We start from the raw sequence: 12,763 nt of genomic DNA on the forward strand, positions 1-12,763 counted from the left end.
CGATCCGCCGTGTGAGCGTGCCGTCAGCGCTTGCGGTCGATAAACGCCTGCATCAACCGCATCGGCTCGTCGGTCAGGAAGGAACGGCCGAACGCGCCGACGCTGGCGTCGATCGCCTCATTCAGGGGCAATTCCTCCCATTGCCGGAGCAGAAGCTTTTGCGTTCGCAGTGCTTCGGGGCCGCATTTGAGCAGCGCCTCGACCAGCCCGTCGACGGCAGCGTCAAGGCCGGCTTCGCCCGCGACAACATCGACCAGTCCCCAGGAAAGCGCGGTCGCGGCATCGATGTTCTCGGCCGTCATCACCAGCCAGCGCGTGCGGGCAAAGCCGATCAGGCGCGGCAGCAGCGCTGCGTGAATCACGCTGGGAATGCCGACGCGAACCTCCGGCATGCCAAATTTCGCGTCGTTTGCCGCAACGCGGAAATCGCAGGCGGCGGCGACCTCTAGCCCACCGCCGAGGCACCAGCCCGGCAGCCGCGCGATGGTGGGGGCGGGGAAGGTTCGCACAGCCTCGCAGAGATCGCGCAAACCGGTGATGAATCTCTCGGCCGACTTTTGACTAAGGCGCGCCATCTCCTTGATGTCGGCGCCGCCGATCATGCTTTTTTCGCTTTCGCCGGCAAGAATCAGCGCGCGGATCTCACGGTCGGTGGCCAGCGTCTGCAGTCCGTCGCGGACCGCTCTTATTGCTTCCGACCCCAGAATATTCAGCGGCCCGGCCCTGCAGATCGTCAGGCGCACCACGCCGCGGGCGTCGCGGCAAATGCCGCAATGGGGGTTGAGCATCTGCATGAAAGCCTCTGTCTTCCCGGACCGGAGAAAGCCAGTTCCGGGTCAAAAGCGGTTCCTGTCAAGGCCTGAATAGAGGACAAAATAAGTTGCAGCATTTCGCGCTCGCCGATGATAATACGAACCCGGCCTGTTTATATGATTTAGAACATATCATGAGACCGCCATGCGCTATTCAAAAGAGCACAAGAACCAGACACACGCGCGGATTGTGAAGCGGGCCTCGGTCAAGCTCCGCGAAAGAGGAGCTCATGGCATCGGCGTTGCGGATCTGATGAAAGAGGCCGGACTGACGCATGGCGGCTTCTATGCGCATTTCGATTCGCGCGATGCCCTGGTGATCGAGGCCGTGACCCACGCGATGGACCGCTCGACCGAGCGATGGCGCAAGCTGTCGGAAGAAACTCCGCCCGAGAAGCGCCTGTCGAAGATCGTGAACAGCTATCTTGCGCCCGAGCATCGCGACAATCCAGGCCAAGGCTGCGCGGTGCCGGCGCTGGCGGCGGAGATTGCCCGGGAGAGCAGCAAGACGCGGCGGGTATTTTCGGGGCGGATGGAGCAGATGATCGACATGCTCGCCGACCAGTATCCGGGCCTGCCGCGCAAGGCGGCGCGCAAGCAGGCCATGGCGGCGCTCGCCACCATGATGGGCTCGCTGGTGATGGCCCGCGTCACCGGCAACAGCGAGCTTTCCGACGAGATCCTGAAGTCGGGCCGCGATGCCGTGCTTGAACGGGCGGCCTCGTCGGAGAAAAAGCCGCCCAGGCGGGCCGCCACCTCGGTCTGAGCCAATGCCCATTCGACGTTCGTCGTAGTGCCCGTGCGAACCCGGCCGCGCCGTCGTTTTCGCGCGGTTGGAATGTCCTGGATTTGACATTTCCTCCAATGCCAGAACCGGGACACTGCTGCGCCGAAAACATCTTTCCAAAGGCGGCAAAGCCTGCAAGATGGCACCAAATTCGGCGCGCGGGTCCGCCTCGTCGCCGAGCCCGAATTCGGGTGCCAAAAGCGGACCAACGTCAGAATTTCTGGAGGAGCGCATGCGTACGATCGGGCATTTCATCGGCGGCCGTGAGGTCGCGGGCACATCGGGCAGGTCGGCGGACGTCTTCGAGCCGATGACCGGCGACGTCCAGGCCAAGGTCGCGCTGGCGTCCAAGGCCGAAGTGCGCGCCGCGGTCGAAAATGCCCGCGCCGCGCAAGGCGAATGGGCCGCGACCAATCCGCAGCGCCGCGCGCGGGTGATGATGAAGTTCCTCGAACTCGCCCAGCGCGACTACGACAAGCTCGCCGACGTCTTGGCGCGCGAGCACGGCAAGACCATTCCGGACGCCAAGGGCGACATCCAGCGCGGCCTTGAGGTGGTGGAATTTGCGATCGGCATTCCGCACCTGATGAAGGGCGAATATACCGAAGGTGCCGGCCCCGGCATCGACATCTATTCGATCCGCCAGCCGCTCGGCGTGGTCGCCGGCATCACGCCGTTCAATTTCCCGGCGATGATCCCGATGTGGAAGTTTGCCCCCGCGATCGCCTGCGGCAATGCCTTCATCCTGAAACCCTCCGAGCGCGATCCGGGCGTGCCGATGATGCTGGCGCAGCTCATGATCGAGGCCGGCCTGCCGGCGGGCATCCTCAATGTCGTCAACGGCGACAAGGAAGCGGTCGACGCGATCCTCGACGATCCCGACATCAAGGCGGTCGGATTTGTCGGCTCCTCGCCGATCGCGCAATATATCTATGAGCGCGCAGCCGCGAGCGGCAAGCGTTGCCAATGCTTCGGCGGCGCCAAGAACCACGCCATCGTGATGCCGGACGCCGACATGGATCAGGCGGTCGACGCGCTGATCGGCGCCGGCTACGGCTCGGCGGGCGAACGCTGCATGGCGGTCTCGGTAGCCGTTCCCGTCGGCAAGACCACGGCCGACCGGTTGATGGAAAAGCTGATTCCGCGCGTCGAATCTCTCAAGATCGGCACCTCGATCGATCCGTCGGCCGACTACGGCCCGCTGGTGACCAAGGAAGCGGTCGAGCGCGTCAAGAATTACGTCGAGATCGGCATCAAGGAAGGCGCCACGCTCGCAGTCGACGGCCGCGGCTTCAAGATGCAGGGCTATGAAAAAGGCTTCTACATGGGCGGTTGTCTGTTCGACAACGTCACCAAGGATATGCGCATCTACAAGGAAGAGATCTTCGGCCCCGTGCTCTCGGTGGTGCGCGCGCATGACTACAAGGAAGCCCTGGCGCTGCCGTCGGACCATGACTACGGCAACGGCGTTGCGATCTTCACCCGCGACGGCGATGCCGCGCGCGATTTTGCCGCCAAGGTCAATGTCGGTATGGTCGGCATCAATGTGCCGATCCCTGTGCCGATCGCCTACTACACCTTCGGCGGCTGGAAGAAATCCGGCTTCGGAGATCTCAACCAGCACGGGCCGGACTCGATCCGCTTCTACACCAAGACCAAGACGGTGACCTCGCGTTGGCCGTCCGGCGTCAAGGAGGGTGCGGAGTTCTCCATCCCGACGATGAACTGAGCCTAAGTCTTCGTCATCGCGAGCGGAGCGACGCGTTTCATGCAGTTCGCACTTACCGAGGACCAGATTGCGGTTCGCGACATGGCGCGGGAATTTTCCGCGGAGAAGATCGCGCCGCACGCGATCCGCTGGGATGAGGAGAAGCATTTCCCTGTCGATGTGATGCGCGAGGCCGCCAAGCTCGGCATCGGCGGGGTCTATATCCGCGACGATGTTGGTGGCTCGGCTCTGACGCGTTTTGACGCCGCGCTGATCTTCGAAGCCTTGGCGCAAGGCTGCCCGACGGTGTCGGCTTTCATCTCGATCCACAACATGGCGGCCTGGATGATCGATGCCTTCGGCAACGAGAGCCAGCGCAGGCAATGGCTGCCGAAGCTCTGCACCATGGACTATCTGGCGAGCTATTGCCTGACCGAGCCCGGTTCGGGGTCGGATGCGGCGGCGCTGCGCACCCGGGCGGTGCGCGATGGCGATCACTACGTGCTCAACGGCCAGAAACAGTTCATTTCCGGTGCGGGCAAAGGCGATCTTTACGTCGTGATGGTACGGACCGGCGAGGGTGGGCCCGGCGGCATTTCCACGCTCGTGGTCGAAGGCGACACGCCCGGTCTGTCGCTTGGCGCCAACGAGCGCAAGATGGGCTGGAACGCGCAGCCGACGCGCGCGGTGATTTTCGAGAATGCGCGGGTCCCCGTCGCTAACCGCCTTGGCGACGAGGGCATCGGTTTCAAGATCGCGATGGCCGGGCTTGACGGCGGCCGTATCAATATCGCGGCCTGTTCGCTCGGCGGCGCGCAGAACGCGCTCGACCGGGCGCTCGCCTACATGAAAGACCGCAAGGCCTTTGGAAAGCGCCTCGACGAATTCCAGGCGCTGCAGTTTCGGATCGCCGATATGGCGACTGAACTGGAGGCCGCGCGCACTTTCGTCTGGCGTGCGGCCGCCGCGCTCGATCGCAAGGACCCTGATGCGACCACGCTCTGTGCGATGGCCAAGCGCTTCGGCACCGATGTCGGTTTCGAGGTCGCCAATCAGGCGCTGCAGCTCCATGGCGGCTACGGCTATTTAAGTGAATACGGCATCGAGAAAATCGTGCGCGATCTGCGCGTGCACCAGATTCTCGAAGGCACCAATGAGATCATGCGGCTGATCGTGGCGCGCAAGCTGATCGAAGGTGCGCGATGACGGCGTCTGCGGCGGTCGCGGAGACCGAGGGCGATTTGATCGTGCGGCGCGAAGGCGCCGCCGGGATTATCCGCCTCAATCGGCCGAAGGCGATCAACGCCATGACCTATGAGATGTCGCAAGGCATCGACGCCGCACTCGATCGCTTTGAGACCGATCCGGCGGTCGCGGTAATTATCCTGGAAGGCGCGGGCGAGCGCGGCCTGTGCGCCGGCGGTGACATTCGCGGGCTCTACGAAAATTCGAAGGCCGGCGGCGATCTCGGCAAGAGGTTCTGGCGTCAGGAATACGTCATGAACGCGCGGATCGCGAAATATCCCAAGCCCTATGTCGCTTTCATGGACGGCCTGGTGATGGGCGGCGGCGTTGGGCTGTCGGCCCATGCGCGGCATCGCGTGGTCACCGAAAAAACCAAGCTCGCAATGCCCGAGGTCGGGCTCGGCTTTTTTCCCGACGTCGGCGGCACCTGGCTGCTGTCGCGATCGCCCGGTGAGATCGGCACGTTTTTTGGCCTGACCGGGCAGACCATGAACGGGCCGGACGCGATTCATGCCCGCTTTGCCGATGCGGTCGTGCCGTCGGCAAACCTGCCGGCGCTGCGCGAAGCGCTGACGGCGGTGCAGCCGGGAGCCACTTCGGCCGAAGTCGATGCAATCATCGCCCGTCTTGCAAGCGGCGAACGTGAGGGGCCCGTCGCCGCGTTGCAAACCTCGATCGATCGCTGGTTCGCGCATGACCGGATGGAGGATATTTTCGCAAGCTTGAAGCGCGACAGTTCCGAGTTTGCGCAGGCGACGCTCAAGACGTTGAACGAGAAGTCGCCGCGCGGCATGGTGGTGACACTCAGGCTGTTGCGGCAGGCGCGTCACGCTTCGTCGCTGGAAGAGTGTCTGGTGCGGGAATATCGGGCCGCGCTGGAAGTGTTCCGCAGCGACGACTTTCGCGAGGGCGTGCGTGCGGCGGTGATCGACAAGGACCGCAATCCCAAATGGTCGCCGCCGTCGGTTGAGGGCGTGACGGTTGAAATGCTGATGCCGTATTTTGCGGAGATCGGCGCCGACGAACTGGTATTCTAGAAGCAAGAAAAAGCGGCGGAGGAGATTCAAATGGCCAGCATCGCATTCATTGGTCTCGGCAATATGGGCGGCCCGATGGCGGCCAATCTCGTCAAGGCCGGCCATAAGGTGATCGCCTTCGATCTGGTCGCCGCATCGCGAGAGCAGGCCAAAGCGGATGGCGCTTCTATTGCGGAAAGTTCAGTTGCGTCCGTCAACGGCGCCGAGGTCGTCATCACCATGCTGCCCGCCGGCAAGCACGTGCTCTCGGTCTGGCAGGAGGTCGTGCCGGCCATGGCGAAGGGTGCGCTGATCATCGACTGCTCGACGATCGACGTCGAAAGCGCCAAACAGGCGCATGCGCTGGCGGCAAAACACGGCGTCGGTTCGGTCGACGCGCCGGTGTCCGGCGGCACCGGCGGCGCCAAGGGGGCGACGCTCACCTTCATGTGCGGCGGCGACGATAAGGCGTTCGCAGCCGCGAAGCCTGTGCTGGAAAAAATGGGCAAGAAGATCGTTCATTGCGGCGGCGCCGGCGCGGGGCAGGCGGCCAAGATCTGCAACAACATGATATTGGGCATTTCCATGATCGCGGTGAGCGAAGCGTTTGCATTGGGTGAAAAACTCGGACTGTCGCATCAGGCACTGTTTGATGTGTCCTCGACCTCATCGGGACAATGCTGGGCGCTGACATCGTACTGTCCGGTCCCCGGCCCGGTGCCGGCGTCTCCGGCCAACAATGATTACAGGCCGGGCTTTGCTTCGGCCTTGATGGTGAAGGATTTGACCTTGGCGCAGGATGCCGCAAGAGCGGCGGGGGCGGCGACACCGCTTGGCCGGCACGCCCAGGAAATCTACAAGGCCTTTGATGCCGCCGGAAACGGCGGGGTCGATTTCTCCGGCATCATCCAGCACGTCCGCAAGCTGGCGGGCAAATGACCGGTTTCGTCATTGCGAGCGAAGCGAGCAATCCAGCTCTTGCCCCGACTCTGGATGGCGTCGTCGCTCCGCTCCGCGCAATGACCAGTTAACTGATTTGTCCTACAGGACATAGACCATGACCACCTTTCAGGAAGCGCGCGCCTTTCTCCTGAAGCATCGAACAGATTACGACAAGGCGGTCGCCGGCTTTCGCTGGCCGGATGCCGTCGCGTTCAACTGGGCGCTCGACTGGTTCGATGCCGAACTGGCGCGCGACCCGCATAGCCGCGATCGTCCGGCATTGTGGATCGTCGATGCCGGCAGCAGCCGCGAAACCAAATTGTCGTTCGCCGTGCTGTCACGTCGATCCAATCAGGTCGCGAATTTCCTGCGTGCGCAAGGGTTGAAGCGCGGCGATCATCTCTTGCTTCTGCTCGGCAATGTCGTGCCGCTGTGGGAAACCATGCTGGCGGCGATGAAACTCGGCGTCGTCGTGATCCCGGCGACGACCTTGCTGACACCGGATGAGTTGCGTGACCGGCTCGACCGCGGCCGTGCGCGTGCCGTCGTCTCGACGCCGGACCAGATCGGCAAGTTTGCCGGCCTCGGCGCTGAAAAACTGGTGCGCATCGTCGTCAATGCACAGTCGCCGCAGGACGGCTGGCTTCCGTTCGAGGCTTCCGCCGACTTTCCCGAAGATTTTGCACCCGACGGCCCGACGCAGGCCGACGATCCGATGCTGCTTTATTTTACCTCCGGAACCACGGCGAAGCCGAAACTGGTGCGGCACAGCCAACGCAGCTATCCCGTCGGTCACCTCTCGACCATGTACTGGCTCGGCCTTCAGCCGGGCGACGTCCACCTGAACATTTCCTCACCGGGTTGGGCCAAGCATGCCTGGAGCTGCTTCTTCGCGCCCTGGAATGCGGGCGCGACCGTGTTCGTGGTGAACCAGCCGCGGTTCGACGCGAAGGGCCTGCTCGCGACCATCGGCCGCTGCGGCGTCACCACGCTCTGCGCGCCGCCGACGGTGTGGCGGCTGTTCATTCAAGAGCGGCTCGCCGACTTCAAGGTGCGGTTGCGCGAAGCCTGCGGGGCCGGCGAACCGCTCAATCCTGAAGTGATCGACCAGGTGCGCGCCGCCTGGGGCCTGACCATTCGCGACGGCTATGGCCAAACAGAGACTGCGGCGCTCGCCGGCAATTCGCCGGGACAGCAGGTGAAGGTCGGCTCGATGGGGCGGCCGCTGCCAGGTTATCGCGTCGAGGTGACCGATGCCGACGGTAACGCCACCCGCGAGGGCGAGATCACGCTGCGGCTCGGCGCCGATCGCCCGGCGGGCCTGATGCAGGGCTATCAAGGCGACGATGGCAAGCTCTCCGGCGCCGATGGCAAAGTCTATCGCAGCGGTGACGTCGTGTTCGTCGACGACGACGGCTATTTCACCTTCGTCGGCCGTTCCGATGATGTGTTCAAATCATCCGACTACCGCATCAGCCCGTTCGAACTCGAAAGCGTGCTGCTGGAACATGATCTGGTCGCGGAAGCGGCTGTGGTTCCAAGCCCCGATCCGATCCGGCTCGCGATTCCCAAGGCCTATGTGCTGCTGATCGCCGGGACCGAGCGCTCGGCCGACACCGCGCGATCCATCTTCCTGCATCTGCATGAGAGGCTGGCGCCGTTCAAGCGTATCCGCCGGATCGAGCTCGTGACCGAACTGCCGAAAACGATCTCCGGCAAGATTCGCCGCGTGCAACTGCGCCGGCTCGAACATGAGAATAACCGCGCCGATTCGCTGCGCGGCGAGGAATTCCGCGAAGAAGATTTTCCGGAGTTGCAGAAGATGAGACCGGATCACCCATGAACGAGGTCTGGAAGAAACCGCCGGTCACGCTTGAAGCGTATCGGGCCATGGTCGGGCAGGAGATCGGCGTCTCGTCCTGGCATCTGGTCGATCAGAACAGGATCAACCTCTATGCCGATGTGATCGAGGATCATCAATTCATCCATGTCGATCCGGAACGTGCCAAACGCGAAACTGCTTTCGGCACGACGGTCGCCCACGGCTTTTTGACCATGTCGCTGCTCAGCATTATGTCCTATGAGGTGATGCCGGTGATCGCGGGCACGACCATGGGCGTCAATTACGGTTTCGACAAGCTTCGTTTCGTTTCTCCGGTGCGAGCGGGATCGCGCGTGCGCGGCCGGTTCAGGCTGGTGGAAGCAAAGCTGCGCAAGCCGAAGGAATTGCAGTCGCATACCAACGTGACCGTCGAGGTCGAAGGCGGGGAAAAGCCGGCGTTGGTCGCCGACTGGATCGGACTGATTTATTTTGCATGAACATCCTCGATCATGACCCGGGCTTGACCCGGCCATCCACGTCTGTTTGGTGCAGCAATAAGACGTGGATGCCCGACGCGAGGCCGGGCATGACGAGAGATAACATCCGGGAATGCTTGCATGACAATCAGGTTTGACGGACGCGTCGCTATCGTGACCGGCGCGGGCAACGGTCTTGGACGGGCACACGCGCTCGGGCTGGCGAGCCGCGGCGCCAAGGTCGTGGTCAACGATTTCGGCGGGGCGCGCGATGGCACCGGCGGCTCCTTGACGCCCGCCGAAGCCGTGGTCGAGGAAATCCGCAAGGCCGGCGGCGTTGCCATGGCCGATGGCGCCGATGTTTCGAATTTCGAACAGGTGCGGGCGATGGTCGACCGTGCCACCCGGGAATGGGGCAGCGTCGATCTGTTGTGCGCCAATGCCGGCATCCTGCGCGACAAGTCGTTCGCCAAGATGGAAGTCGCCGATTTCGCCAAGGTGATCGACGTTCATTTGAACGGCACGTTCTACTGCTGCAAGGCGGTCTGGAACGGGATGCGCGAGCGCAACTATGGCCGTATCGTCGTCACGACGTCATCGTCGGGCCTGTTCGGCAATTTCGGTCAGGCCAACTACGGCGCGGCGAAAGCCGGCATCGTCGGCCTGATGAACGTGCTGTCGGAGGAGGGCCGCAAGAACGACATCCGCATCAACACGATCTCGCCGACCGCCGCAACGCGGATGACCGAAGAGCTGTTGCCGCCGCAAGCGCTGGCGCTGATGAAGCCGGAAGCGATCACGCCGGCCGTGCTTTACTTGCTCGGCGAGGATGCCCCGACCCGCACTATCATGGGCGCTGGCGCGGGGTCGTTTGCGGTCATCAAGATCGTGGAAACCGAAGGCGTCAATTTCGGCAGCTCCGATTGGACGCCGGAAGCGATCGCGGCGCATTTCGCCGAGATTGCCGACATGTCGACGGCGAAGGCGCTGGAGAATGCCTTCCAGCAGACCAACAAATATGTTGGGCAGGCCGCGGCGCGCGCCGGTGTGAAATTATGAGACGTCATTCCGGGATGGTCCGTAGGACGAGACCCGGAAATCTCGCTCAATAGTTTCGAGATTCCGGGTCCATGCGAAGACGCGTGTCCCGGAATGACGTAAATCTGCTCCATGTCGGATCTTTCAAAATGTGATGCTGCCGTCATCGGCGCAGGACCGGCCGGCCTGATGGCCGCCGAGATCCTGGCGCAGGGCGGCGCGCGCGTCATCGTCTGCGACGCGATGCCGTCGGCGGGGCGCAAGTTCCTGATGGCCGGCCGCGGTGGGCTCAACCTCACGCATAGCGAGCCGCTCGATGCCTTCTTGGCGCGATATCGCGAGGCCGCGCCGAGACTCGCGGCGGCAATCGAAGCGTTTCCGCCGGATCGTTTGCGGGCGTGGTGCGAGGAACTGGGGCAGCCGACCTTTGTCGGGACCAGCGGGCGCGTTTTTCCGGTGGCCTTGAAGGCATCGCCGTTGCTGCGGGCCTGGCTGCGCCGATTGGACGCCATGGGCGTTTCGTTTTCGCTGCGTCATCGCTGGACCGGCTGGGACGATCACGCACGGCTGGCTTTCGAGACGCCGGATGGGCGGCGCGTGATCGAAAGCCGCGCCACGGTATTGGCGCTCGGCGGTGGAAGCTGGCCGCGGTTGGGTTCCGACGGTGGCTGGGTGGAGATCCTGCGTGCGAGGCACGTCGATGTTTCGTCGCTCAAACCAGCCAATTGCGGATTTGCCGTCAACTGGTCCGACATTTTTCGTGACCGCTTCGAGGGCGAACCGCTCAAGGGAATCGCGCTGTCGTTCGGCGGACGCAGCCTTCGCGGCGAAGCGGTGATCACCCGAGCTGGCATCGAGGGCGGCGCGATCTACGCATTGTCGGCGGAATTGCGTGAGACGATTCTGACCTCGGGCCAGGCGATGCTGCACATTGCGCTGCGGCCGGACATTGCTCACGGTGATCTGGTCAAACGCCTGGCTTCGCCACGCGGAAAACAAAGTCTCTCGAACTGGCTGCGCAAAGCGGCGCAGCTGCCGTCGATCGCGATCGGTCTGCTGCGGGAAGTAGCTCACGCTTCTTCCGTCTCGCTCGCCTCGATGCCGGCGGATGAACTCGCCCGGTTGATCAACGACGTGCCGCTTCAGCTTACAGGCGTCGCGCCGATTACCCGCGCCATTTCGAGCGCGGGTGGAATCGCCCTCGGTGAACTCGATGCCGATTTCATGCTGCGCCGCTTGCCCGGGGTGTTCGCTGCCGGCGAGATGCTGGATTGGGAAGCGCCGACCGGCGGCTACCTGTTGCAGGCCTGCTTTGCGACCGGCGTTGCGGCCGGGAAGGGGGCGGCGAAATGGCTCAAGGCGTCCTCATGACGTGCCGGTCCTGGTCGCGACATCCGTGATCAGGCCGAGCACGCCGAACAACGCTCCGACGGCGCAGACCGCGAGCCAGCCGCTATAGCTCCAGGCAAATGATGCTGCCGCCGAGCCGATCGTGCCGCCGAGGAAGAACAGCGCCACGAACAAGCCGTTGATGCGGCCGCGCGCCTCGGGGCGCAGGAGGTTGATGGCGCGACGTCCAAGCGTCTGGTCGGTGGTGATGCCGAAGTCTATTCCGATGGCGCCAAGCGTGAGCATCAACAGCGCGGTCGTGCGGGAGTCCAGCATGGCTCCCCAGGCGCACAACGCAAGGGAGACGATGATCAACAGATGCGCGCCGATGAGCAGCAGCCTCGTCCAGCCGCGATCGCCCCATCGGCCGGCGAGCGATGCCGCCGCGGCGCCGGCGACGCCGATCAGCGCGAAGATGGCGATGCCGCGCGCGTCGAGCTTGAACGGCGCATCGGGCAGCCGCAGCGCGACCGCGGCCCAGAACGCGCTGAAGGATGCCATCGCCAGCGCGGCGGTCCAGCTCCGAACCCGAAGCACCGGCTCTTCACGCAGCAATATCGGAAACGAAAGCAGCAGCGCGCCATAGGTCGTCCTCGCTTGCGGCCGCTGCGTCGGCAGATAGCGGGCGAGCGCGCCCAGAAGCACCGTCATCAGGATCGCCGTCAGGAAATAGAATGCGCGCCAGTTCCATGCATCGGCGACCAGGCTCGCCAGAGGGCGCGAGAGCAGAATACCGAACATCAGGCCGCTCACGACTTCGCCGATCGCTTGTCCACGCCGCGCCGGCGGGATCATCGAGGCGATAAGAGGGACCGTCATTTGAATGGCCGCGCAGGAGATGCCGAGGACGAAGGTGGCCAGCAGAAGCAGGGCTGGCGTCGGAGCGAGCGCGGTGCCAAGTGCTGCGATAATGGCGCAGCTCAACGTGCGCAGGATCAGCCGCTTGTTTTCCATGAGATCGACCAGCGGCATCAGCAGCAACATGCCGAGCGCGTAACCGAACAGCGTCAGCGTGCTGATCATGCCGGTCTGGGACGCGCTCATCCCGAGCGAGCGGCCGATCAAACCGACCAGGACCTGGGGCGCGAACAGGTTGGTCACAACGACGCCCGTGGTGATGGCGCCGAGCCAGATCAGGGCGCGTTCGGGGACAGGCTTGGCCGGCGTGAATTGGGCAGCTTCGGAGACGGTCATGGAAACCTCGGGTCTGGATCGCCGAGGTCCCTTTAATCGGAGGACGTAATATGCTACAATTCAATAAAGCTGATTTAGAATATGCGAGATAGTTATGAATACCCACGATCTTGTCGCGTTCGTCGCCGTGGTGGAGACCGGATCAATCGTTGGGGCCTCGGCGCGGCTCAATCTGACGCAGCCCGGTGTGACTCGACGCATCCAGAATCTCGAGGAGATGCTGGGTACGAAATTGCTGGATCGTCTGTCCAAGCCGCTGAAGCCGACCACGGCCGGGCAAGCAGCCTATGAGCACGGTCGGCGCGTTTTGCGGATGATCGACGATCTGAAGTCG

12 protein-coding genes are annotated in these 12,763 nt (G+C 63.5%); 10 read left to right on the plus strand and 2 right to left on the minus strand.

From position 1 onward, the window contains the following. Positions 1-23 precede the first annotated feature (23 nt). Positions 24-794 (minus strand): enoyl-CoA hydratase, encoded by a 771-nt coding sequence (locus VFL62_RS04885; protein WP_325171245.1) that lies wholly within the window; start codon positions 792-794, stop codon positions 24-26. Between the two features lie 163 nt (positions 795-957). Here VFL62_RS04885 and VFL62_RS04890 point away from each other — a divergent pair, with 163 nt between their 5' ends. From VFL62_RS04890 to VFL62_RS04930, 9 genes are all read left to right on the plus strand, one after another. Next, positions 958-1,578: a TetR/AcrR family transcriptional regulator gene (locus VFL62_RS04890; protein WP_325171246.1), complete on the plus strand. Its 621-nt coding sequence runs from the start codon at positions 958-960 to the stop codon at positions 1,576-1,578. 253 nt (positions 1,579-1,831) lie between these two features. After that, positions 1,832-3,328 (plus strand): CoA-acylating methylmalonate-semialdehyde dehydrogenase, encoded by a 1,497-nt coding sequence (locus VFL62_RS04895; RefSeq protein WP_325171247.1) that lies wholly within the window; start codon positions 1,832-1,834, stop codon positions 3,326-3,328. Positions 3,329-3,367: 39 nt separating this feature from the next. Beyond that, a complete protein-coding gene (locus VFL62_RS04900; protein ID WP_325171248.1) occupies positions 3,368-4,513 on the plus strand; it encodes an isobutyryl-CoA dehydrogenase in 1,146 nt (381 codons plus the stop codon). Next, positions 4,510-5,589, plus strand: coding sequence for an enoyl-CoA hydratase/isomerase family protein (locus VFL62_RS04905; protein WP_325171249.1), 1,080 nt, complete (start codon positions 4,510-4,512; stop codon positions 5,587-5,589). Before VFL62_RS04900 ends, VFL62_RS04905 begins: the two co-directional genes overlap by 4 nt. A gap of 30 nt (positions 5,590-5,619) precedes the next feature. After that, the gene (mmsB, locus tag VFL62_RS04910; protein ID WP_325171250.1) at positions 5,620-6,507 is read left to right on the plus strand and encodes a 3-hydroxyisobutyrate dehydrogenase; all 888 of its coding nucleotides are present in this window, start codon (positions 5,620-5,622) and stop codon (positions 6,505-6,507) included. A 118-nt stretch (positions 6,508-6,625) separates the two neighbouring features. After that, a complete protein-coding gene (locus VFL62_RS04915) occupies positions 6,626-8,353 on the plus strand; it encodes an AMP-binding protein (RefSeq protein ID WP_325171251.1) in 1,728 nt (575 codons plus the stop codon). Continuing rightward, a complete protein-coding gene (locus VFL62_RS04920; protein ID WP_325171252.1) occupies positions 8,350-8,829 on the plus strand; it encodes a MaoC family dehydratase in 480 nt (159 codons plus the stop codon). Before VFL62_RS04915 ends, VFL62_RS04920 begins: the two co-directional genes overlap by 4 nt. A gap of 120 nt (positions 8,830-8,949) precedes the next feature. Further along, the gene (locus VFL62_RS04925) at positions 8,950-9,867 is read left to right on the plus strand and encodes an SDR family NAD(P)-dependent oxidoreductase (protein ID WP_325171253.1); all 918 of its coding nucleotides are present in this window, start codon (positions 8,950-8,952) and stop codon (positions 9,865-9,867) included. A 111-nt stretch (positions 9,868-9,978) separates the two neighbouring features. Beyond that, on the plus strand, positions 9,979-11,217 hold the full coding sequence (locus tag VFL62_RS04930) for a TIGR03862 family flavoprotein (protein WP_325171254.1): 1,239 nt from the start codon (positions 9,979-9,981) through the stop codon (positions 11,215-11,217). Here VFL62_RS04930 and VFL62_RS04935 read toward each other — a convergent pair. Beyond that, on the minus strand, positions 11,212-12,429 hold the full coding sequence (locus VFL62_RS04935) for an MFS transporter (RefSeq protein ID WP_325171255.1): 1,218 nt from the start codon (positions 12,427-12,429) through the stop codon (positions 11,212-11,214). The two genes, VFL62_RS04930 and VFL62_RS04935, sit on opposite strands and share 6 nt — an antisense overlap. A gap of 94 nt (positions 12,430-12,523) precedes the next feature. Here VFL62_RS04935 and VFL62_RS04940 point away from each other — a divergent pair. Next, on the plus strand, positions 12,524-12,763 hold a 240-nt coding region (locus tag VFL62_RS04940; protein WP_325171256.1), incomplete at its 3' end, for a LysR family transcriptional regulator.

The organism is Bradyrhizobium sp. (assembly GCF_035701725.1).
Taxonomy (GTDB): domain Bacteria; phylum Pseudomonadota; class Alphaproteobacteria; order Rhizobiales; family Xanthobacteraceae; genus Bradyrhizobium.